This is a genomic window from Salegentibacter sp. Hel_I_6 (assembly GCF_000745315.1).
In the GTDB taxonomy this organism is placed as follows: domain Bacteria; phylum Bacteroidota; class Bacteroidia; order Flavobacteriales; family Flavobacteriaceae; genus Salegentibacter.
Window position 1 is genome coordinate 946,975 of sequence record NZ_JQNQ01000001.1, and the last position, 23,557, is coordinate 970,531.

Annotated in this window: 18 protein-coding genes; 10 read left to right on the forward strand and 8 right to left on the reverse strand. The window is 32.7% G+C overall.

Annotated elements, in window-relative coordinates:
• Positions 1-315: 315 nt before the first annotated feature.
• The 8 genes from FG27_RS04260 (at position 316) to FG27_RS04300 (ending at position 8,042) form a co-directional block, all read left to right on the forward strand.
• Positions 316-810, forward strand: a complete 495-nt coding sequence (locus tag FG27_RS04260) for a hypothetical protein (protein WP_037315956.1) — start codon at positions 316-318, stop codon at positions 808-810.
• Between the two features lie 157 nt (positions 811-967).
• Positions 968-1,237, forward strand: coding sequence for a hypothetical protein (locus FG27_RS04265; protein ID WP_037315959.1), 270 nt, complete (start codon positions 968-970; stop codon positions 1,235-1,237).
• An 80-nt stretch (positions 1,238-1,317) separates the two neighbouring features.
• Positions 1,318-2,367: a BF3164 family lipoprotein gene (locus FG27_RS04270; RefSeq protein WP_037315961.1), complete on the forward strand. Its 1,050-nt coding sequence runs from the start codon at positions 1,318-1,320 to the stop codon at positions 2,365-2,367.
• Position 2,368: 1 nt separating this feature from the next.
• On the forward strand, positions 2,369-2,917 hold the full coding sequence (locus FG27_RS04275) for a hypothetical protein (RefSeq protein ID WP_037315965.1): 549 nt from the start codon (positions 2,369-2,371) through the stop codon (positions 2,915-2,917).
• 655 nt (positions 2,918-3,572) lie between these two features.
• Complete coding sequence (locus FG27_RS04285; protein WP_037315971.1) at positions 3,573-4,766, forward strand: DUF4221 family protein; 1,194 nt, start codon at positions 3,573-3,575, stop codon at positions 4,764-4,766.
• A gap of 3 nt (positions 4,767-4,769) precedes the next feature.
• Positions 4,770-5,234 (forward strand): hypothetical protein, encoded by a 465-nt coding sequence (locus tag FG27_RS04290; RefSeq protein WP_037315974.1) that lies wholly within the window; start codon positions 4,770-4,772, stop codon positions 5,232-5,234.
• A gap of 167 nt (positions 5,235-5,401) precedes the next feature.
• Positions 5,402-5,998: a sulfotransferase family 2 domain-containing protein gene (locus FG27_RS04295; protein ID WP_037315977.1), complete on the forward strand. Its 597-nt coding sequence runs from the start codon at positions 5,402-5,404 to the stop codon at positions 5,996-5,998.
• A gap of 244 nt (positions 5,999-6,242) precedes the next feature.
• On the forward strand, positions 6,243-8,042 hold the full coding sequence (locus FG27_RS04300; RefSeq protein WP_231563256.1) for a hypothetical protein: 1,800 nt from the start codon (positions 6,243-6,245) through the stop codon (positions 8,040-8,042).
• A 177-nt stretch (positions 8,043-8,219) separates the two neighbouring features.
• On the opposite strand, the gene FG27_RS04305 is transcribed toward FG27_RS04300, so the two are convergent.
• From FG27_RS04305 to FG27_RS04335, 8 genes are all read right to left on the reverse strand, one after another.
• The gene (locus tag FG27_RS04305; protein ID WP_037315982.1) at positions 8,220-10,952 is read right to left on the reverse strand and encodes a hypothetical protein; all 2,733 of its coding nucleotides are present in this window, start codon (positions 10,950-10,952) and stop codon (positions 8,220-8,222) included.
• A 78-nt stretch (positions 10,953-11,030) separates the two neighbouring features.
• Positions 11,031-12,338: a DUF6734 family protein gene (locus tag FG27_RS04310; protein ID WP_037315985.1), complete on the reverse strand. Its 1,308-nt coding sequence runs from the start codon at positions 12,336-12,338 to the stop codon at positions 11,031-11,033.
• A gap of 14 nt (positions 12,339-12,352) precedes the next feature.
• Complete coding sequence (locus FG27_RS19340) at positions 12,353-13,549, reverse strand: DUF6625 family protein (protein ID WP_051935757.1); 1,197 nt, start codon at positions 13,547-13,549, stop codon at positions 12,353-12,355.
• A gap of 66 nt (positions 13,550-13,615) precedes the next feature.
• Positions 13,616-13,753: a hypothetical protein gene (locus tag FG27_RS19115; RefSeq protein ID WP_156101203.1), complete on the reverse strand. Its 138-nt coding sequence runs from the start codon at positions 13,751-13,753 to the stop codon at positions 13,616-13,618.
• 492 nt (positions 13,754-14,245) lie between these two features.
• On the reverse strand, positions 14,246-15,955 hold the full coding sequence (locus FG27_RS04320; protein ID WP_197051658.1) for an O-antigen ligase family protein: 1,710 nt from the start codon (positions 15,953-15,955) through the stop codon (positions 14,246-14,248).
• A 232-nt stretch (positions 15,956-16,187) separates the two neighbouring features.
• Positions 16,188-18,791, reverse strand: coding sequence for a hypothetical protein (locus FG27_RS04325; protein WP_051935758.1), 2,604 nt, complete (start codon positions 18,789-18,791; stop codon positions 16,188-16,190).
• Positions 18,792-19,062: 271 nt separating this feature from the next.
• Complete coding sequence (locus FG27_RS04330) at positions 19,063-20,259, reverse strand: DUF4221 family protein (RefSeq protein WP_037315992.1); 1,197 nt, start codon at positions 20,257-20,259, stop codon at positions 19,063-19,065.
• Between the two features lie 64 nt (positions 20,260-20,323).
• On the reverse strand, positions 20,324-20,557 hold the full coding sequence (locus tag FG27_RS04335; protein ID WP_037315995.1) for a hypothetical protein: 234 nt from the start codon (positions 20,555-20,557) through the stop codon (positions 20,324-20,326).
• 787 nt (positions 20,558-21,344) lie between these two features.
• On the opposite strand from FG27_RS04335, the gene FG27_RS04340 reads away from it, so the two are divergent.
• Together FG27_RS04340 and FG27_RS04345 are read left to right on the forward strand one after the other, a co-directional pair.
• The gene (locus FG27_RS04340; RefSeq protein WP_037315998.1) at positions 21,345-21,977 is read left to right on the forward strand and encodes a TetR/AcrR family transcriptional regulator; all 633 of its coding nucleotides are present in this window, start codon (positions 21,345-21,347) and stop codon (positions 21,975-21,977) included.
• 313 nt (positions 21,978-22,290) lie between these two features.
• Positions 22,291-23,556: an aminotransferase class I/II-fold pyridoxal phosphate-dependent enzyme gene (locus FG27_RS04345; protein ID WP_037316001.1), complete on the forward strand. Its 1,266-nt coding sequence runs from the start codon at positions 22,291-22,293 to the stop codon at positions 23,554-23,556.
• Position 23,557: the final 1 nt, after the last annotated feature.

Below are 23,557 nucleotides of genomic sequence, written 5' to 3' on the forward strand. Positions count from 1 at the left end.
AATTAAACTTTTTTAAAAATCTTATGATCTAGCAACTAATCTAATTATTCCTTTTCGAATTAACAATCCAGGTCTTTGGTGGTATCAAACTTTTAAGTCATTCAAAATGGGTTTTTCCTACTTAGAAACTCTACTATTGATAAATAAACAAGCCAAATGAATATGCGTTTCCCAACCTGGCTGTCCTGTTCAAAATTTGCTGGCTTTAAATAAAAATTTTAAAAAAAAATCTTTCTTTATTTATCTATCTCTGATTAAAATATAATTGTATTACGCAAGAAATTATACTTAATAAACTTTCAAGAAATTTTTTAAGTGACTGATAATAAAAAACCTATAAATCCAAAACGAAATTGGAACGGTAAAGTTAAAAATTTTCCCGTTCACGGGATAATTAAAATAATTTTTTTACATTTAAGAAAATTTCCAACCATGAAAACAATATTTTTAATTTTTTCATTCCTCATTATCCATTCATCAATTAACATCAATATCAGTTTTAATCCTTCTAATTGTAGCGAATTTTACTTAAACGACAACCATGAAAAAATCACGTTTAAAGGAAAAATTATCAGTAAAAAAAAGTTAAAAAAAAGATTCATTATAAAGATTAAGCAAAACGAAGGAGACATTTTTAATCTTAATCTATATCCGAATAAAATTGGTGAAGAAATCTATGACCTTATTAAACTGGATGACATCGTTCAAAAAAGTAAAGATGAATATGGCTTTATTCTTATCAGTAAAATAAAAAATAGTAGCAAAAACCCAAAAGTTATAGTATTTAACAAATTATGTAGTGAAGAATAATAATAAGATAGTTATCTGTAACACCTTATATATCTAATAACCAAATATTTTACGTATGAAATAAAAAATAGAAAACAATTTTCAGAAATTACACAGATCCCTTGTAAAGGTTACCAATGCCTTTAATATTTCTTCTAATTAGTTTAAAATTTATAAAATGAAAAATAAATATTCAAAAATAATTACAGGCATTGGTCTATTAATGGCAATGGCAGTGGTTTACACAGTTAATTTTGACACACAAAATTTATCAAATAATAAGAGTAGTAATGTTCATTTATCGAACATTATTGCATTACAACAAGCTAATGCCGAACATCCCCATGGTATTTGCTGCGCCTTAGTAAGTAATGCAGTATGTTATACAATACACGATGGAGGATATCCAAGAGATGTTCTGGGATGGTTTAACGGTGGCGGTTGTTAATTTTAATTAAGGCTGTCAGTATTCTGGCAGCCTTTCATAACCGTTTACTTAATACTAATAATTAAATACCATTTCATTTTATGAAAATAAAATACCTCCTTTTAATTGTTATTTTATCCGCTTGTAAAGAACGAGGTGATAATCTCAAAAAGTCATTCAAGGAAATTGAAACAATAGCCATTGAATCACAGCCAGTGGATATCGAGGAGAATGTATCATTCTCGTCCATGTTTAAAATGGTAAGTGTGGATAATTTAATTATAGTAAGTGAAATTCGAGATCCTGAATACGATTTAAAAATTGTAAATCTTAATAACGGAAAGGTTCGAAAATTTGCTAAACGTGGTAAGGGGCCTGACGAAATAAAATATCGAGGAGTTAATTTTTCAATAGATTACCATACCAATCAACTATACCTAATTGATGGCCAATCTTCCCTAGTGTATGCCGTAGACAGTTTGAAAGAAGGAAATAATGTGCCTTTTAAAAAATTTTCTATTGACAAAAGTGCCCCAAGAATGAGAGAAAATATTTATTGCCAAAATAATATTGTTGGAATGTTGGCGGATGAACCACAACCTGGTTTCGGAATTTATGATATTGATAGTGAAGAAATGTCAAGGATGAAAATTCCCTCTCAAGACTCCTTACCTAAAGGGACCTTAAATAATCAAGCTTTTCTTATAAATCATCCTTCTGATAGCTTGGTTGCATACTTCCATTACACCTCTGGAATTTGCGGCATTTTGGATCTAAAAAATAAGGAAAAAATCGATATTAAAAGCAACTTCTATTGGGCCACAACAAATAAGGAAATTAAATCAGGAAATAAAACTATTACCGCTCATAATAAAGAAGATGAACGTAACGGATTTATTGCTGCAACATCAGATGAAAACTACATCTATACGCTCTATAGCGGCAAAAGTATGAATGTGAATTCTGTAAAAGAACTAACAAATGCTTTTTTATCCAATGTAGTATATGTATTTGACTGGGAAGGAAGACCTATAAAAAAATACCAACTAGATGAAGAAGTCAGATCCATTACGATAGATCAAAAAGATAACGTTTTGTATGCAGCATCTTATAAAAATGATAATCCTCAACTAATTAAATTTCAGCTTTAGGATGAAAAAGCTATTCATTCTTTTTTTATCAGGTTTCTTGACTTTTTGCAATTCAAAGGAAAGACCAGCAACGGAAATGGTCAATAATTGGAAAGCAAAAAGGTTAGAACTACCTCTTGATAGTATAATTTTTAATGCCCAGGGAGTTCTTACTAAACCTCACGAAAAAGACCTTAAAATTCTTTCTTTAATCAATGGAGGATGCGGTTCATGCATTGAAGATTTGGCAAAATGGAAAACTTTTATGGGAAATATCGACACTTCAAAGGTCGGTTTTATTTTCCTAGTTTATTCAGAAGATGGAACAGTTTCTAAACAAGAATTTAAAAATAAGGATAGTTTATACATTAATTTAAAATATCCTTATTACGATGATTTAAGTTATACCCTTTTCTTAAAAAATAATTTTCCTTCAAAAAAATTATTTCAAACATTTTTAATAAATCAAGAAAACGAAGTTCAGGTAATAGGGAATCCTTTAATGTCTTCTGAAATATCAAATCTATATAAAACTGCAATAGACTCACGAAAGAGGGGTAATAATGAATAAATGTATGCACAGATAGGTTGCAAAAGTAAGACTCGAATTAATCAAATTGTGTGGTGATAATAATTATTTGATATACATATAATTGCTGATAATAGAAGAAAAATTAACTGACTGAATATTAATTAAAAACGACTCTGTATGACATAAAATCCGAAACACTATTGGAGGGAGGGAAATATAACACTCTTACAAATTTCTAATAAAAGAAATTTGTCATATTCCTAAAGTAGTATGCCTCTTTTCAGACTTTAAAAAATCATTGAAACGAAATATTAATTTAAAAGAATATAAAAATGAAAAAATTAGTAGGAATTATAGGAATCCTTGCACTAGGAGGTACTATGTTTATTAATAGTAATACCACAATCACAGCTAATGAAAATTTAGATTTGGCTAGCGTGGTTACAATGAATACGGCAAACGCAGAATGTTCTGAGTGGTCATGGCCTATGAAGTGCAATGCTTTTGATAGGTGCTCTCAATTCGGATCCGGAGGTGGTTGTGATATTCGTTGATTGTTAACTAATAATCATCAGAATGCTATTATTAGAAAAGAGATGGTCCGTTTTGTATTATCCTGTTTAAAATTAATGAAGCAGCAACAGAACGGGCCTTCCTTAAATTTTGATAAAATATATAACTAAGAATATTAGTAATGAAAAGGTTTATTTCAATTTGTATTATTACGTTTATTTCCGTTTCCTGTAATGAGAATCGTAAGACCATAGTAAACGAAAAAAAAGGAGAATTGCATCCAACCATGGAACTCCAACAAGTAGCTTCAAAATCTTTTTTACTGGATGACGAGACCGCTCCTAAACCTCTTTATGTAGAGATCTTCAAGGATTCATCGAACGTAAGATTACTTACTTTTCTAAATAATTATAATAATTCAATATATTTCTACGACTTTAATAAATTAAATTTTATTAAGAAATTATCTCTGGATAAGGAAGGTCCAAACGGTATTAATATGCCAATGGGGTTCCATATCAAAGAACAAGATTCCATATATATCTATCATAATTTATTTGAAGTCGCACTCTTAAATAAAAGTGGAGAAGTCCAAAACAGAATATCGTTAAACGGAGGGCACGATATCAGAAGAAATGATATAAGTTGGGCATATGTCTATCCCGAATTTTCAGTTCAAACCGTTATTCCATTTATGGAACGCTCAAATGAATTGTTGTTAAGTGGTTATTTTAGCGGGAGTATGCCGGACTCTATTGTGGATAAATTTAATTTCTTAGCGCGAATGGATTATGATTTAAATGAAATAAATTATAGCCATTCATACCCCTCCTCTTTGTTTGGGGAAAATGTTAACTGGGGAGAAGGCTTATTTAAAGAGGTATTTCCTGAGCTTCACCCGGATGGCAATAAATTAATTTATAGTTTTCCTATTTCTCATGATTTATATATAACAGAGTTAAATGGACAGAATTATGAAAAAATTTATGCGGGTAGTAAGTCTGCTGGTACCATAAAATCTATTAATAAAAAACCCGGCAAAGCATCAGCACAAGAAATTAGATCCTCGTTCGTGAGACAGGATATGTATGCAGCGATCCTCTATGACAAATTTCGTAAAGTATATTACCGATTTTTAAGAAAGGCTCTTCCAGACGCTCCCAAGCATACATCCTGGAAGGAAAAAAATATCGCAATAATAATTTTAGATCAAGATTTTAAATATCTGGGTGAAACCACCTTAGGACCAGAAACAATTTGGCATTGGCAAAATTCATTTGTAACAGAAGAAGGCCTTAATATTGAATATTTAGATGAAAATAATATTAATGAAGTAAATCTTACTTTTAAAATATTTACTCCTAAAAAACTATAATCCATGAAATACACCATTTTAATACTAGCAGTTTTAACTTTACTTGTATCGACTTCATGTGATAAAAAAGTAAAAGATGTTGAAAAAGATTATATAACTAAGATTCAGGATAAAAGTCAATTGAACGAAACTACCGAATGGCTTGTAATATTACCCGGTCTGGGTTGTCATGGTTGTATAAAAGAAGGGGAAGTATTTATGAGAGATAACATAGATAACGAAAAAATTTTCTTTGTTTTAACTAGGGTAGAATCTCTCAAAATATTGCAGCATAAGATTGATATTAATTTAAAAGATCATAAGAATATATATGTTCAGAAAGAAGGGGGGGTAAATATGCCGACAAATAATAGAATTTATCCCTGTATCGTCTACCTAGAAAAAGGAGAAGTTAAATCTTACGAATTTCAAGAACCTGGCAATAATGCTTTTGAAAAGCTTAGAGATCAAATTGCATTAGCGCAATAGTAATTTCACCCCAGCGCTCAACAGGTACAATTTCCCTTTATTATAAATAAAGAAATTAAATTAAAAACTATCCAGCCCCCTATTCCATATCTGATAGAAGCAAAAAAGCTTTACCTATATATTCAAAATGTAAGTATATGGGGTTTTTCGTTTCTAAAAATTAATTAATGGAAAAATTATTATTTATCCATATTCCCAGGACGGGAGGATCCACAATTGTATCACATGCGGCGCAACTGGATGTTTGCATTAAGGGACACAATATTAGAGAAAAAGGTTTTCAGCATTTACGTGAACTTGATAAAAATTTATTATCTGATTATCATCTCTTTACGATTATACGAAACCCCTGGGAACGGGTTTTATCCGCCTTTTTATACTTAAATAATGGTGGTATCAACTTAGAAGATGCTATGGATGGAAAAAAATATGTAGAAAAATACCAAGGAGATTTCAATGAATTTATATTTTATGAATTTAACAAAAAATCAATATTGAACCAATTACATTTTATTCCTCAACTTTTGTGGATAGAAGGTCCTGGATATGAGATAAAAGTGGATACAATTTTAAAATTCAGAAGTTTTACCACCAACTTAAAAGATTTTTTCGCTCTTCATGATAGAAATTTTCAATCCCTTCCCAAAATAAATAGCACTCAACATACCTTTTATACCAAATACTATTCGCTCGATTCTAGAGAAATTGTAAGAAATGTTTATAGAAAAGAGATCTATCTATTTGATTTTAAATTCGGAGATTAAATATTAAATATATTCTGTCCTGGCTGAAATTTCGTACAACCCAATTTTATAAGATATGCGAACAATCATTCTAGTCTTCTTTTTAGTTATAATATTCTCAGGATGCGAAAAAACGCCATTAGAAGTTCGCAACGCTCTTGAACTAGCAAAGAATAATAAATATGAGCTAGAGAAAGTTCTTTCTCATTATCAGAAGCCGGAGGATAGTCTCAAACTTAAGGCCGCCTATTTCCTAATTTCAAATATGAAATATAAATATGCGCTCACGGGTGAAAAATTAGAGAAATATGATACAATTTTCAATTATCTGAAAACGCTTCGAAATAATGGAATTTCCCAAGGGTCAGTTCGGTCTAGAACTATATTATCCAAAACTGATAGCCTATGGGAACAGCTTCGAAAAAATGAAGGTATTTTATTAAAGGAGCGATTACTTTTAAAACCGGATTTACTACATATCGATGCAAAATACTTAATAGAGAATATAGATTACGCCTTTAAAGCATGGGAATTACCCTGGAGTAACCATTTAAGCTTCGAGGAGTTCTGCACATATATACTCCCCTACCGATTCGGAAATGAAAGGCTTGAGCCTTGGAGATCAAAAATATATAATTCTTTTTCTAAAAAAATTGATTCCTTGATCGAGGAAGATATTACTGATCCGAAGTTAGTTTGCAACTTAATCAATCGTGAATTATCAAAAGTGTGGCTATATAGCCAAACTATGAACAACTATCCGGTGGATATGAGTTATTCCTCTTTATTTAATGGCTTAATAGGTTCTTGTAGACACCAGGCAGAACTAGGGGTTTATGTTATGAGATCTATAGGTATTCCTACCGTACATGAGCAAATACCACATTATGGTAATAGAAGTGTAGGTCATGATTTTAACTCAATGCTTCAAAAAAATGGAAAGTTCGTGAATTTTGAAGTGGGAAACACTGAAATAGCATCTGTAATTGAGAAACGTGAAAAATGGGGATTTAAAATTCCTAAAGTTTATCGACAAACATTTGAAATAGCACATAACTTTGAACCTGAAAAAAAAGGGGAAATGTTATCACCTCCTTTTAAGAATCCATATTCATTAGACGTTTCAGATTTATATTTAAGCGTTTCAGACTTATCCCTGGATTTAAAATTCCCCAATTATAATAAATCAAAATATGCGTACTTATGCGTTTTCGACAATCAAAACTGGAAAGCAATAGACACAGCATTAATAGATGCAAATCAAAAGGTAGAATTCAAAAATGTAGGCAAAGGGATAGTATATCTACCCATGGTTTTTACCAATAATACTTTTAAACCAGCAAGTTACCCTTTTATTCTTCATAAAGATGGATCGGTTTCTGAACTTGCCCCAATAGAAAAGAAAAGAAAAATAATCCTGGATAGAAAATATTGGTTTAAACCCGATATTTCTACCAAACCTTTAGTGAATACCGTGATACAGGCATCAAATAGAAAAGATTTTAAAAATGCTACTACCCTCTACACCATCGAGGATACTCTCAATTATCCTATACCACAAAAGATTAATACTAATACAAATCAACCATATAGGTATGTTAGATTTCTCTTTCCTTCTAAAAGTACTGGGAATATTGCCGAAATGGAATTTACATCAGAAACTGGAAAAAGATTAAATGGAAATTTAATTAGCAATCCAGAATTACAAAAGAATTCAACGCTCAAAAATGTGAGAGATCAGGATGTGGCAACTTACCTTAAAATAGAAAAAAAAGAGAAATCTAGTAATTGGATAGGATTAGATTTCAATACAAAAAAATATATTAAAGAAATTTCTTTCTGTCCACGTACTGATAAAAATAATGTATGGCCTGGATTAAGCTATGAATTGTTTTATTGGGATAAGCAATGGAAATCATTAGGGATCAAAAAGGCCAACTCATATCAGTTAAAATTTGAATCTAATATTACACAAACTCTTTTTTTATTAAAATGCCTTGATGAAGGTAAGGAAGAGAGGATATTTACTTATGATCAGGCACTTGATAAGCAAATTATATGGTAAAAATTATCTGTTTTCTAGTGCTCTTATTATTTTTATTAAATGAAATTCATAAGATAACTGAGTGGACGGGCATAAATAAATATAACATAAAATCTTTAGACTCAATGTCGGGATGACTGGAAATCCAAATCTATATAATGCAATAAAATCTCTAAATAGAATTAAAAACTGATTAAATCAATTTTTAATTCGGTATTTTTTTTCCTGATAACCTATTTTTCCATTGCGGGTTATGCCCTCAATAATTATTATATAATCACCCGGAACATCAGGATTATAGAATTGCACAGATGCTTTCCCATTTCGATTCACCTCCAAACTGGGCATCCAATGGACTAATGATCTAAAATCTGTCTTTTTCTCACCTGGAGTTAATACACGCTCATAGGTAGGGGAGTAAAATTCTTTAACTTGAGTAAATCCTTGAACGGAAGTACGTAAACTCCCTACCGCAGGTTTACCTTGACCAAATATGCCCCCACCACCTTTGGTGGTGATAGAGATAATATGGCCTAACGATGGGGCCTTTAGTGGATCTGTTTGTGGAAAAACTTGTAAATACCTGTTTTTGAAAAATTTTGCATATTTAATAAGTTCTACCTTTTCCACCACTCCCGGGTCCATATGGGGCACAAGCTCATACTGGTGTTTTTTCAAGAGTTGACCGTCTATTAACAGTAGTGTTGGTTCGCCTCGGCCTGCCCGAATGTGAGCTAACATAAACCCGTCTGAAAATTTTTCAATTTCTATTTCATCTCCATAGTTGAATAGTAAAATACTATAAAGTCCATACGACCATTTTTTCTCCTTTTCCCTTATTTCCTCGCCAGAAATTATTACATCGGGATCACCATATTTTTTATAACGTTCCAATTCTTCCGAAGTTGCCCCCTTTCCGGTCAGCAAAACTTCATCCAGTTCGTTCACCCCTTGAGTTGAAAAAGCTTTAGGGGCACTATTTCTTAGTTTACGCATTTCCCTTACAGGTTGAAGAAGCGTATCAATTTCATTTCCCCCAGGAATACTATGATATATTATATTTGGCGATTGAAATTTTTCAATTTGGATTTTAAAATCAATCTTATTTTTAGAAGTGTTTCCCTCAGTGCTCACCAAAACTGGAATCTGCCCATATTCATCCTCTAGCAGGAAACGAAACCTGGCTAAACTATCAGTTCTTCCTGTATAAAAAGTGGAATTTTTACCAAAAGCCGCTACATTGATATTTACATTTTTAGCCAATTTTTCATCTTGAAAAGGAAAGCGTATCCTTCCATTTAATTCTATTCCCTTTTCTGGAAAAACCAGAGAGTCAGATTTTCTGGTCACAGGAAATTTATAATTTCGCCAACCCTGTGTAAGTAACAAAGCATCTAAATCTTTCGAATTATTAAAGTTATTCTTTTGGAAATAATAACCCGGTTGTTCAATTTCACCACGAAGTTCAGAACTTAAAAGAAAATAAGTAAATATATTATCATCTTCCCCCTGATGCCAATGATCTTCCTTTATAGCTGTTACAGAAAGATTTATAGTAGAAAGATCTATTTTTTCATCAGTAACATTAATAGTTAGGTTAGTTTTCTCTCTAAAATCATATTTATCTTTATTAGTTCTTATTTCTATATCAAACCGGTCTTTTGCGGAATCATTAAAAAACAGGCGTTCTCCAATGGACATTCCATTTTTATCTATAAGTGTGAATTTTAGAATGCCCGGGGGTAAATCTTTGGAAGGTAAAGCTTTGGTAAGATAACCATTCTGTAAAGGACCTTCTACTAAAAAATAATCATGTCCTCTGCAGGATATTTTTACAAATGCATAATCATCCATTATATTATTTGAAGCTACTTTAACCTGAACTTTCTCATTTATTTCTGAGATGGAAAGAATACTTCCTTTTGGGTAAACTTTGGGAAGTTGATAACTGTTTTCAAAATCCGAATCCTCTATAGAATCAAGCTTGGCATAATAAGATTGGGTACTATCAGCTTTAATTGTAACCACACCCATTCCTAAAGAGTTACTACGAAAGGTAGTAACTTTTTCTCCACGGGAATTAAAAATTGTTCCCTGTACTTCTACTCCTTTACCATCTTGCCCTAAAGCTTTAAATCCTATCTTATTTTGAAAACCATGTATTAAACGACCACTCTCTGGCAAAAACTGGAGATCGGGGGCTACTTTTTTCAACAAAATTGTTTGAACGTAATTTAAACTGTCAGTTCTTAAGCTAAGATTCAATCGGCTAACATCATGGGGAACTTTATAACTAAATGAGAAATTATTATTAATTTTCCTCATTACTATAGTATCTTTTCCAGCCTTCCTGTTTAGGTAGAGAGTAATTTCTTTTTTACCTGCCAGGTTATCTAAACCATCTTTGATAGAACCATAAATTTGGGCCGTGCCATCACCTGTTAAATTATAAGATACGCTGTCCAAAATCTCTTTAGGAATTACTTTTCCTGCCGTAACTATATCTACGTAATTTTTATATGAAAAATTGTCTTTAAAATTCAGATTCCAACGTGTATATGCTCTCAATAAATAACGGCCTTCCCTTAAATTATTTTCAATATCTAAAGCGCCGTGACCTATTCCTTCTAAAAGTTTAATCTTTTGGTGGGATATTTTTTCTCCCTCCGGATTAATTAACTCGACGTGAAGGACATTGCTTTTCTTAGTTAGGCTATGGTTTTGGTCATTGATAACAATAGCTTTGAACCAAATTGACTCCCCTGTGTTATAAGCCCTTGAGTTTAATTGTAGATAAACTTTTTCGTCATTTATAATCTCCGTTTCACTTTCCTGACTTTGAATGAATAAAGGAATTAAAAATAACAGAACAAAGAATAAAGTTCTTTGAGACAAGCCCGAGTGCAGAAAACAGACATTTTTCCTGGTCATAATTATAACTTTTCAAGAAAAAACTTACTAAAGAGAGGAATTTAAATGCTAAATAAGTTCGCTAATTCTAATACTGAGCTAATAAAAAGCACATATTCCAATACTTAAAAAATAAGAAATTTTCATTTTTAAAATTTTCAATAATTCACTCCGCAAGGAGCTTCTAGTTAATTTTAAAATTTCATTTACTAGTTCTTCGTAATGAATTTCAAATTTCAAAAAATCCAGAATGATCGAATCAATTTCATCAATGCGAAAATTATAATATTTACCATCTAAATACTGATATTCTAAAAATGTGGAATTGCCCTGATTTTTAAAACGATAATTACAGATTGTTTTCAAACAGTTATTATTTTTAACTTTTGAATTGAATGATTTTAAAGAATTTGCCATTATCAATTTCCGCTCTAGTAAATTAAAATTGAGTTTACCTCCAGAAATATTTTTTTTCTTTGTCCGAAAATAAATTTCTTCATTATCCGCTATGGTGAAATTATATGACTCTGGGAAAACTCTGTCATAATTCAAAAAATTCTTGTCTATCGTCTTAATTAATCTTTCCAGATACATAGGATACTCCAGTAATACATAATTTTCCATCATTTCACAGGTACGTAAATCTCTTTTATAATCTCCTAATAAATGTAAATATGTTAATTCATCGGGAATTTTTTCAAAGTCTCCGAATCCGGTATATTCATTATCATTTATTACATTTGGAAAGAATGTGGAAATTTTTTTTTCTTTCCTATGACAATATTGATAAAACAAGACCTGTTCAAAATATAGACAGAAAGAGGTATATTCCAAATCACTCCACACTTTCCTATTTTTAGTAATAAAATCAAAAGATCTGGCAGAGAAAGAATTGATAAATTTATAATCCATTCCTCCTACTATTCCCATATTACATGATAATTGCAAATCAGTATTTAAGTCGGGAGGTATGAATAATAATTTTTTTTCCAAATTATGCCAAATACTGTGAGAATATTCTGTAAGACGTTCAATATTCTGTACTATCAGGTTTTGTACAAGTAATTTTTCTGAAAACTTTTCCCAAATGAAGACATCAGAATCAACATGTAAAAAGGGAGAATCCTGGAGAGCATATACCTTTATTTTCGAGAGCACCCATAAGTGATGAGGGTATTTATCCAGTTCATTTAAATTATTAGTTACCGAATTGTAAGGAAGACCCAGTTTATGAATTAGAACTTCATAACCATTCTTATCGGTATAAAGTTTTAAATTTTCATGATGCTTATGAAGTTGGTTTGAACTTAATATCCAACCAAGCATATGATAATATGAATTATACCATCCATAGCCATATTCCAAAACTTCCTTTCGTCCACTCCAAAAGGATTGAATCAAATCCATATATACGTCTTGATTTATTTTCTTAAATCAAATTTACTGGTATTTCCATCCCTCCTAATTTCAATAAAATTTTCAGCCGATTCTTTGGTATAATCAGGAATCTTATAACAGTAGGGAGTATTTTCAATAAAAAAGTAAGAGGGCATTAGAAGAAGTCCAAATACAGAGTACTCCTCTCTTTCTCTAATTATGGTGTTTGTTTTAATATTTTTTTTAACCTCCAAAATGGTCTCTCCTAAAAAAAAAAGACCAGGTTTTAATCTATTAAACGGTTTTTTATAAATCGCAACTGAAACAGCCCTATTTAACTTTAAAAAGTTGATAAATACACTTGGCCAAATAACATTATTCCATTTACTTTTCATTACGCTCCAAAGATTTCTTTTTTTACAAAATGTATAGGAGTCAATAAAGTAACTATTAGGAATTTCTTTCCAGTTTGGAACTTTTGTGAAAATGTTATATTTCAAACTAACGAAATGGTATAGCAATACTTCATATGAATTATTATAAACCAACTTTCCGTTATCATAAAAAAGTTTGCCTGGTGTACCTTCAATAACTAAAAAATCAAAAAATGCCCGGATATTCCCCTTTATATGCTGCTTTATAATTACTTCCAGCATACTTTCAATTTCACAATCAATATGGATTATATCTTCGGGACTTTGGATGTATTCATACTTGTAATTGCACTCATCAAAGCAGAAGTTATCATTTGAAAGAAAAATTTTTTCATAATCTTTACTTTCCCGAAAAAGGTTATTGACTTTAGGAATATTTCTAAAAAGCATGAAAAACCCTGATGTATAGTCATGTCGTACCGATATCACGTCATTATTATCAAGTATTTCTTTGGTTATAAAATTAGTAACCTTACCTAAAACGAGATCAATATCACAAAAGCCCCAAAACGTATATCCTTCCAGGTAGTCTTCAAAGATAACCCCAAACGATGGTTTAAAATCACAAAACTTATAAGGGCGTACTACGTTGATTTTTAAATTAATTTTTTTTTCTGCTAAATCATTGAAATCCTTTAAAGAGGTTGGAATTAATTTCACATTTTCAGGTAGGTCAAACGTATTTTTATTATCCGAAAACAAAAGGAAATCAATATCCGGATTATGCGTACAACTCTTTAAAAAAAAATTAAAATACCAGGGGAATTCACCGAAGAAAAAATTTACTAAAGCAATTTTTTGTTGCATATATTAAAAATAAAAACCAAGAACCATATTGATAGGCTCTTGATTTTATCTGAAAATATTATTCATTTAAGCTCTCTTTTCCTCAGTACTATTCAAATTAAAGGAGTTTCTAGTATTCCACCATCCTCCACATTTTCCCATAATACTTTTACGTTCTTGTAACTTAAGGCTTTCCTCAATGGTTTTTAAACTGATTCTTTCCATAATTCAATTAATTAGAGTTAAAAAATTTATTATACAATATCTGCAAAAGTTTTTTTAGAGCACCACCTTTGCCAAATGCCTTGTCATCATATCCTGGATATATAACAATTCCTTTCCGTTGAACTATTTGTCTTTCATAAAATTTAATTTTTAGTTAAACACTCCATTAAAATTCAGTAAAAATTCGTTTGTAAAGTGTTGTATAACTATTAGATATATTAAAACTACAAAATTTTCCCACAAAAGGGAAAATTAATTGAAGGTTTTTATGTTAAAATAATATTACGGTATATCTATAATTTTTTCTATTCGATTTACCATATACTTTTCCAGGCGGATTAAGCTCTGTGAAGGTATTTTAAACTAATTTTACATTTAAATAGGAATTATGGAGTAATAAGACATTTTCGGATATTGTGATTGGACACTTCCTGCTTAGGTGGGCAAATCCTAATTCACGGTTTAAATCATTTATCCCCCGATCTTAATATTTTATAGAATACTTTTCATTTCTTCTTTCATTTCCTTAATGGCCGGGGATGGCACTTTCACCGGTTTGTTTAAAATCTCTCTGGCTTTTGCTTTAGCTTTTTCAGGTTCGTTTGATACTTGATACAACTTGGCAAGAAGATAATGGGGGTAAAAGCGGTTTGGGGCCATAAAGGCGGCTTTTATATAGGCTTCTTCGGCTTTTCGAAATTCTTTTAATTCTTTATAAGCATTACCGATCGAAGTTTGTATGACGGTATTATTAAGATGTATTTGTGCCTCCGTTAAGATCTTGATGCCTTCCCGGTTCTTCCCTTCCATAATGAGACTTTTCCCATATTGCATTAAAAATTCCCCATTTGCATAAAGAACTGGCATGGCTTTTTTAAATTCGGCAGAACTTTCATCATATGATCCGTAATTATAAATAACCAAAGCCCGCTGCCAGTGCTGATATGACTTTTTAGTGGATGAAATTTGGTAAAAGATAATCCCTGAAAAAATTAGAATAAGAATTACGGAGAATACTTTAAACATCAGGTTTTTACCCTTCCATGTGGTCTTAGGTAAAGTGAATACAAAGTTTTTACTGGTAATACGTGCTAATAAGGCGACAGCGGTGACCATAACAATTTTTATAGGTAAAATCTGGGAAGGATAAGAGAACAGACTAAAAATAAAACCGGATATCAGAATGGAGATAGCGAGTATTTTTAGCCAATTGTCCTTCTGGGGGACCTTTACGCTCAGGAGAGTTGTTACTAAAACCAATAACAAAATAAATCCTATTAACCCGTTTTCTACCAGAAACTGTAAAGGCTCGTTAAAAGCATACATCGTATTATCGGCTAAATTTGCTTCACTTGTATTTATATTACCTTTAAAATACTGTGCCTGTGCTTCCATATAATGTGATTGAAACCGATCATAGCCTGTACCGGTAAATGGGTTTTCTTTTATAATATTTGCGCTGGTCTTCCAAACAAGTAGCCTGCCGCTAGCAGAAGCTGTTTTTAGATGGATCAACCCGTACAAACCCAAACTGAAAATGACTGAAACTGAAAATATCAATATTAGCCTGGTAAATCGGCTCAAAGAAAAAAGCCTCTCTTTTAAGTGAAAAACTACCTGACTGTATTTGTATACTATTAAATAAATTAATCCTGAAAGAAAGGCTAACCAGGATGCCCGTGACTGGGTGGCAGGAACGACAATAAGGATGATCCCCACCCCCATGAGCGGGAGATAGGAGAAAAATTGTTCTTTCACCTTATTAATAATGGAAATCTGACCATTTTCTTTGGATTTCATTACCAAACTGGTCATCTCTTCTTTAAACAAGTACAACCCAAGACCGCAAATACCGGTTACTGCCAAAAACCCACCGTAAGGACCGGGATTTATAAAGTTACCTGTCATTTTAAACGCAGAGTTCATGGAAGAATGGTAACCAAATAATTGGAGCATCCCATATAAAGCTTGAAAACACCCAATTAGTGTAATCCCCAACAGTAGATAACCGAAATAGCTTGTAGGTATCCCCCGCAGCACGAAGTAAAATACATTTAAAGAGAGGAATTCAATAAAACGTACAGAAAATCCATAATCAGGAGCAATGGCATAACGGTTTATTATTATAAAGAATACCAAGAGAATAATTGCCAAATCTAACTGAGTTAAAGCAATTTCTATTCTATCCTTTCTGAAAATCAAAAATATTAGTTGAAGGCATAAGGCTATTATAATTAGCCTTAAAAAGGGAATTGTTTTGGAAATGAATAGGGGTTGCGCCAGAGAAGCATCATATGCAATAGCGGGAAGTATTATGGATGCTAATAATGTACAGATTATCAGTAACCGGAAAAATCTGATTATTTTCATACTCGACCACCCCTTCCATTTTTTCAATTTTACCACCATCTTTGATTACTCTTTACAACCCTATTCATCTTTTTACATTGAACTCTATATTTTTCACACCTAACAAGCCGTTGCCATCAATACCTTCTATATCAACTATGAAAGTGCTATTAAGGTCGGAACAAAAAAATTCTAAAGTAGCCTCCCCTTTTTCGTCAGTTACTATATGTGGTTTCCAAACTAGCGTATTTCGGTAGTCGGGCATTAAATCTTCATCCGATTTCCTGTCATAATTAGGTTCATAAAATTCTTTATCGGGGTAATAGCCCTTTAGTCTCGATAAATTGTACTTCTCCAAAAGCTCTTCTTCGGTAAATTTTGGATATTCATAAACTATTTTTTTTACTTCGTGGGCACTAAAAGAAAAAGGATGTCCGGTAATTCTCCTATTGCCTATATATTTAGTATATGTTTCCCCCTCCACGGGTTTTTCACCAGAGCATACAGGACAGTTCAACCATCCATGAGCTACATAATCATTATTCCCTTCAAATTTTGCGAGACTATCGAGTTTGCCCATATATTTATCCCGGAAGGTACTTCTCTTCTTCCCTTTTAGCAATACTTCATCCAGGGCGATGGTACCTGGTGGGGAAGAAAAATTCTTCGAATTTTTTCCTTTGTTACTTTGCTTTGCGGGCAAAGAATAGGATATTTTTTTTGACTTCATTGCCTGGTCAATTTCCTTAAAAGGTTTGTTCAGTGTAATTTTAGTTTCAGCTTTTGAACTTGATTCGGCTTGTCCAAAGGGCTTGAGGTAGAGGTAGCCCCCATCTGCCATCTTTAAGTCGTAAGGAAGAATTTTAAAAGTCTTGGATGCTTCTATGATCCTATTATAGCCATCTTCTTTATCACTGGTAAAGAGCATCACAATATTCTGTCCAGAAGTATCAGCCTTTCGTTTTTTACTGGAGCTTATGGTTCCCCTTATTTGATTGAAAACAACTTGATCGCCCTTCGCTGCTTCTTCCAGATTTTTTTTGTTCCATGTATACTTTCGCCATCCCTGGGTGAGCATTAACAAGTCGAGGGCCTCCTCCCGGTCGTCATTTCCTTCAATAAAATAATAAGTGGGATCATAGAGCACCCCTTTTAACTGTGAAGACAAATGGGTGTAGGTAAGGATGTTTTTGGGATCTTCCCCGTTTTTATACACTTTATCAAATATGCTAAGGCTAAGGTTTGCTGTTACCGGATTATGATTATGATCCGTTACTTTTATTTTTAGTTTCGCTTTCTCCCGTGTTGAATAAATATCTTTTGACAGTTCGGCTTCAATATTGAGCTTTTTGTCCGGATTAATAAAAACCAAACGTTCTGCCACCGGCTCTAACACTTCATTGTAAAGGGTAACTTCGGCAATGCCCTGAGGAAATTCCTCTGTGGGGATATCCACAATTAGTTCACCTGTCTTTGCCTTCCCACTGAACATCGCGCACATAATCCCCCTGATTTGTAAACTAAGATGTACTTTTTCATCCCTGGTATTTTTGTTTTTGGCTATGGTAAAACTTAATTGCCTTCTTTCCCTTTTCGATAATTGGAGGGATAATCCTGTCTTCTGAATTTCGGGAAAGGAGTAAATAGAATCATTTTCCGCTAATTTTATTTGATATTGTTTGTCGGGTTTCGGGGTAAACCGGAAACTCCCCATTCCGGCATGAGCACTTTTAAATTCCTTCAAAGGTTCTTCGTTTTCATATAAGGTTCCCGAAACATCTGCGGGTTCCCCTCCTTCATTAACGGCTTTAAAAGCAAGATTGTTCTCTATTCCCACCACCAAATGCCCACCTTCGGGAAACATATTGAACTGTATTCCCCCCTCATTTTTATAAGGAACGGGTAGCATAAGATTTGTTTCTTTATCCTTATGAACAATTCTAAGTTTTACCTGTAGATCGGACATGACTTCCCGTGAAGGAAAATGGATATCGGCTTTTCCATTCCTATCGGTTTGCGTATTTACAGTTCCAAGGCTTTCACCCTGACGGAAAAGTTCGGCCTTTAAGTTTGCGCGGGAAATTCTTTCTTTATCTTTAGAACGGGCCATTATCTCTAAATTGACTGATTCTCCATCGGTATAAAAAGATTGATCGAATTCTGATTCCAGTTCGAGTTCCGGCTCAATGCTTTTCCTTACCCTGATTTTTCTGATGGCTCGGAACTCTCCCCTGCCCGTATAAAAGGAATGTGGCGAATAAGCTGCAAGGATGTACCCTCCCGAGGGAAGGGTGTCCTGGATATAGATATGCCCATCGGCAAACCCATTTTGCACCTCGTATTTCTCCTGCCATACCACTTGATGACTACCTTCTTGAAAGAGCTGGACGTAAAGGGTAGTATCAACTACCGTAGGAACGAGGTATTGGGCATCCATTAAATAAGTTTTGAACCACAGGTCCTCTCCTGTCTCATAAAAGCCTTTGCTAGTCTGTATATAGGTCAGTTGTGATGACCTCCCTTCTACCGAGGCATGTAATTCTCTGGTAAGCTGAGCCGGTCCCGGCTGAGGGATAACCGGAACAGAAAAAAACAAGAACAAGCCCCATACAACCCAATTATTACCGGTAAAGTTTTTCCCCTGTATCATTTTTCGTTTTTCACCTTCAATCCAATCTCTTAACAACATTCTCTTCCATAAATAACAGGTTGAATTACATTACTATACCTCCTTCTAATTTAAAAAAAGCCAAACAGTTCCCGGGAGATTAAAATTGAGGATTGTTGTATGTTGTACTTCTTTATACTAAGACTGATTTTTGTTTTCGGATCTAAATTGATAGAACTTCATATAAAAATTATTTTTTGCATAATTCACTTCAAAACAAAACCTAAACAAGGTGTATTACCTTCTAAAATATTTGAAATATTTATTATTTACATTTTAAAGTAGCAGTACTTTAAATTTCTTCCGGCACGAAAATATGTAAAGAAAGATACACTTCATTAATGTCGTTTTCATGTAAGTATTCAATATTTAGACCCTCCTTGGAAACAAAAGAATTTTCCCAATTGTAGTTTTTTAATGTTCCAATGTTAGTCTCCCCCAGATAATTAAAATCCTTATCCATTATGATCACCGACAAAGGTTTTTCTTTCCAATTACTGTCTTTTGATACATCACTCATTGCATTTCTTAGAAATCGATAATATACCTTACGGTATTTGTCATATTTTATGCCTCCGTACAAGTCGGTTCCAGCTATATGAACTCCCATTTCTGCATGTGATGGGCTAGATTTTTTTTCTTCCAAGGAACTAATAGTTCCTGCAAAATTACTACCTCCATAAAAAGTTTTATATAAACTTGAATCCAAATTTGCGAGATACAAATCGTGTGATACAGGAAAACTATAAATTAACTTATTTCCATCTGGATGTAAATCAGAATAAACAGCAGTATAAATCGGATCGTCCCAATTAAACTCAGATCCATATAATGTTGCTGGATAACCGTGACCAAATGAAACTTTACTACTACTCAAATCTATACGTGAGGTGAAATGAAATTTTTCTAATAATGAATCAGGGATAGCCCAAGCGTACATGCCAGTGAATAAAAGTTCTTGTGTGGTTTCAATGAGGGGGGCAACAGTAAGCGGATAATATTGCGGGTAAGAAAGAGACCATTCGGTATTTTTTGGATCTTTATCACCAATTAAGGAGATTTTATTTTTAACCTTTCCATCATCATTACTAAGTATTAAACTATTTGTAAGCTGGTCAAATATGTAAATGGAATCCAAATTTTTTATTAGATATCCCATTGGCCTTTGGATACCGTTAGGTCCTTCCTTATCATAGGAGATTTCTCTAATATATTCCGCGGTCTCATAATCGTAAATATAAATCGAATTGGTATAGGTATTTAAGAATGTAAATTTCCTTTTATAGCTACTGTCCTGGTATAATTGAGTGTACTGTGGTTGTGGGGCAGTATTGCTATCTAGAATAAATTTTTTTTCTTCTACTTTTATTAATTCTACTGTAGGATTTAACTCTCCTTTTCGAATGTTTTCAATTTTTCCATTTTTAAGATTACAGGAAATGAAACTTAAACCTATCAGGCTCAGGATTATTAATTTATTTTTTATCATTACCTATTTGGGATTAATGACAAGCCCAAAAAATATTTCGGGCCTATCATGATTAAATTTACTTTTAACTACCCTTGGTACTATCACAATTATTATCAGTTCCTCCAGCATCAGGAAAACAATTACCAGTAAAGCTACATCTTCCATTATTAATTGGAGTACTCTGGCATTCAGCATTCGCAGAATTCAATTCAATTAAAGAAGCTAAATCCAAACTTTGATCAGCTTTAACTTCATTGGATATAAATATTCCCGTGGCCATTGCAGCCATTCCAAAAATTGTTATTACTTTTTTCATAATATATTATTTAAATTATTATGGGCTTTTAGCCTTATTAATTTTTATGCAAAGTCTCATAGAAGGTGCTACTTTTGCTAAACACCAAAACAGCCTTAATTTATCAAGCCATTCTCATTTCAAATTTCAAAATGTCCTATCTTAAGTGTCGTTATGTCATAAATACTAATTTTGGATTTTAACTAATACTATTTTATTTTTAAATCTTTTATATCAAAGTTTTATACGATTTGATTTACCTCCTACTTCTATATAAAGTTGAGTTTGTTTTAATTTTCAATTAGCCATAATATCGGTTTAGGTTTTAGTAATTATTTTTCTATTCACTAAAATTTATATCGTTCAATATAATATATTTTCCCGTTAATGGGAGTTTTCAATTAAGTTTTTATTAAAATGGTTTTGGTTACAAAGCTATTTTCAACCGTTTCAATTAGGGTCAGGGTGATTTAACGATCATTGAAAATTACCACCCATTATCAAGAATTTTTTTATTAATCCAAAGAACTCAATCTGCTTTGAAACGCTTAACTTAGTATATGAAACGGAGTGATTGCTTGAAGTGGGATTTATTCCAATTCCAGTGTACCTGTTTACGATAGTTTTTCATTAAGAATTCAAAGTTAGACACACCTGAGCGAACACCCAATCAGGACAAGTTATAACGATTTAATCGGGAGGGGTTAATTTCAAGATTAGTTATTCCGTAATAGACAATTGTTTTTGACACAAATATTACTTTTATTTATAGCAATATTTAAATTTTAAATCGAGCACATAAATTATCATGACCAGGAAAAGATATCAAGGAGAATTCAATAATAAAGAGCGATCAAAAGAAAAACTTATTTGTGCAGTCGGCAAGGTATTGACATCTAAAGGTTATACTGGTTTAACAGCTACGAATATTGCCAAAGAAGCTGGTTTAAGTCGTCGTCTAATAACTATTTACTTTAATTCAGTTGATGAACTAATAGAAACCTACATAAGAAATAAAGATTATTGGACCAGTATATCTGGAAATGCCGGTGTGCCGGTTAAAGAAGCAAAAATTGGGGATCTTAAAAAGGTAGTCGAAAATCTTCTCCATAATCAACTTGATTATTTTTATAACAGTGCGGAAATGCAGAAAATCATTTTATGGGAAATCAGCAAAAAAACAGATATTTTATATGAAATAAGTAATGAGAGGGAGCAAATGGCTTCCAAGATTTTTGAATTAATTGATAGAGATTTAGAAGACAGGACTGTTGATTTCAGAGCTGTATCAGCATTATTAGTTGCAGGAATTTATTATTTGGTTTTACATGCCAAATCTACAGATACATTATTTTGTGAAATAGATATAAATCGCCCCGAAGGAATGGAAAGGATTAAAAATGCAATAAACCTAATATTGGAAAAAGTATACCATAATTAACCTTTTCCAAAGATTAATTGCATCTATAAAAGAATTCTCTCCGCTATGAGGAGGGATCTGTTATGAAACATTCTAATTTGATTAATCCGCGGCGTCATAGCTTCCATAGAATGGTAAAAGTGATAAATGATACAATATTTCTAATACCATAGTTTAACAAAAAAAATTTACTAAATAGAAAAACTTTTATTATAATTCACGTCTTTCCAATGAAATCATTAAAATTTTTTTGATAAAAGTTATTTATTCATAATTCACTCTAATAATTTCCCTTATCCGGGAAATTATTTATATTTATATTAAATGATAAATTATGAAACAAACTTACATACAATCCAGTTTTAAAGATTATGAAGATATTCCGGGATTTGATATCTATCAAAGGGCAACTGCACATCAAGGATATCTCCATTACCTAAAGGATAATAATTTTATGAATTACCGTCTTCTGGCTACTTCAGGTTGTGGGGCGGATATTAATTTAGCAGAAGATGGTTATATTAAGGAGGGTAATTATATCAGCTTTGTTTGCAACGACTATTTGGGGTTTACCCAACATCCTGAAGTAAAAAAAGCAGCCATTTCAAGTATTGAAAAATATGGTACAGGTGCAGGGGCCTCCCCACTTATTGGTGGCTATTTTGAGTTCCACAAGGAATTGGAAGATAAAATCTCAACTTTCTTTAAGCGGCCTTTGGGCTCCGCTATTACATATACCACTGGTTATACTGCAAACAGTGCCTCCTTATTAAGCCTATTAAAAAAAGATGACATCGCTATTGTTGATATGGCGGTACACGCTAGTGTATATGAAGGTATTCTGGGGACTACCACAAAACGTTTTCTACACAACAACACGGAAGCACTAGAACAAATACTCTCCGTAGCGCAAGATAAATATAGAACCAAGATGGTTATCGTAGATGGGGTATACTCACAAGATGGCGATCTGGCAAAGCTTAAAGAAATACTGGAAATTACACATAGATATGGGGGCGTACTATTGGTGGATGATGCCCACGGCATCGGTGTAATTGGGAAAACCGGTCGAGGTGCAATGGAATTTTTTAATATTCTTGAAAAAGTGGACATCATTACCGGAACCTTCAGTAAGACCTTTGGGAACGTAGGGGGCTATCTGGTAGCCGATCCGGAACTGATCACCTACCTGCAATTTCAATCCAGACAGTATGCTTTTTCCGCCGCTGCCACCCCCATTGTAGCCGGGGTAAACAAAGCCATTGACCTTATAGATGAAGAGCCCCATTGGCAAGAAAAATTATGGGAGAATATTGAATATTACCGAAAAGGGCTTCAAGATATTGGGTTGAATATCGGAATAACAGAATCCGCTATTATCCCGGTAAAGATTGGCAATATTCAAAAGAACTCTGAAGCAGGTAAGTTATTACTGGAAAATGGTATTTATACCAATCCTATTATGTATCCGGCAGTATCCATGAAAGACTCCAGGATACGCATGAGTTTAATGGCCACTCATACCAGAGCACAACTGGACAAGGCTTTAAACGTGTTTGAATATGTTAATAAAAAGTTGGATATTGCAAAGCCCATTTAAT

What these genes read in the sequence shown, in the direction of transcription:
- FG27_RS04305 (WP_037315982.1), bottom strand. Translation starts at nt 10,952, where the DNA reads ATGACCAGGAAAAATGTCTGTTTTCTGCACTCGGGCTTGTCTCAAAGA.
- FG27_RS19340 (WP_051935757.1), bottom strand. Translation starts at nt 13,549, where the DNA reads ATGCAACAAAAAATTGCTTTAGTAAATTTTTTCTTCGGTGAATTCCCC.
- FG27_RS04335 (WP_037315995.1), bottom strand. Translation starts at nt 20,557, where the DNA reads ATGAAAAAAGTAATAACAATTTTTGGAATGGCTGCAATGGCCACGGGA.
- FG27_RS04300 (WP_231563256.1), top strand. Translation starts at nt 6,243, where the DNA reads ATGAAATATAAATATGCGCTCACGGGTGAAAAATTAGAGAAATATGAT.
- FG27_RS04345 (WP_037316001.1), top strand. Translation starts at nt 22,291, where the DNA reads ATGAAACAAACTTACATACAATCCAGTTTTAAAGATTATGAAGATATT.
- FG27_RS04265 (WP_037315959.1), top strand. Translation starts at nt 968, where the DNA reads ATGAAAAATAAATATTCAAAAATAATTACAGGCATTGGTCTATTAATG.
- FG27_RS04275 (WP_037315965.1), top strand. Translation starts at nt 2,369, where the DNA reads ATGAAAAAGCTATTCATTCTTTTTTTATCAGGTTTCTTGACTTTTTGC.
- FG27_RS04285 (WP_037315971.1), top strand. Translation starts at nt 3,573, where the DNA reads ATGAAAAGGTTTATTTCAATTTGTATTATTACGTTTATTTCCGTTTCC.
- FG27_RS04295 (WP_037315977.1), top strand. Translation starts at nt 5,402, where the DNA reads ATGGAAAAATTATTATTTATCCATATTCCCAGGACGGGAGGATCCACA.
- FG27_RS04290 (WP_037315974.1), top strand. Translation starts at nt 4,770, where the DNA reads ATGAAATACACCATTTTAATACTAGCAGTTTTAACTTTACTTGTATCG.
- FG27_RS04270 (WP_037315961.1), top strand. Translation starts at nt 1,318, where the DNA reads ATGAAAATAAAATACCTCCTTTTAATTGTTATTTTATCCGCTTGTAAA.
- FG27_RS04330 (WP_037315992.1), bottom strand. Translation starts at nt 20,259, where the DNA reads ATGATAAAAAATAAATTAATAATCCTGAGCCTGATAGGTTTAAGTTTC.
- FG27_RS04340 (WP_037315998.1), top strand. Translation starts at nt 21,345, where the DNA reads ATGACCAGGAAAAGATATCAAGGAGAATTCAATAATAAAGAGCGATCA.
- FG27_RS04310 (WP_037315985.1), bottom strand. Translation starts at nt 12,338, where the DNA reads ATGGATTTGATTCAATCCTTTTGGAGTGGACGAAAGGAAGTTTTGGAA.
- FG27_RS19115 (WP_156101203.1), bottom strand. Translation starts at nt 13,753, where the DNA reads ATGGAAAGAATCAGTTTAAAAACCATTGAGGAAAGCCTTAAGTTACAA.
- FG27_RS04325 (WP_051935758.1), bottom strand. Translation starts at nt 18,791, where the DNA reads ATGTTGTTAAGAGATTGGATTGAAGGTGAAAAACGAAAAATGATACAG.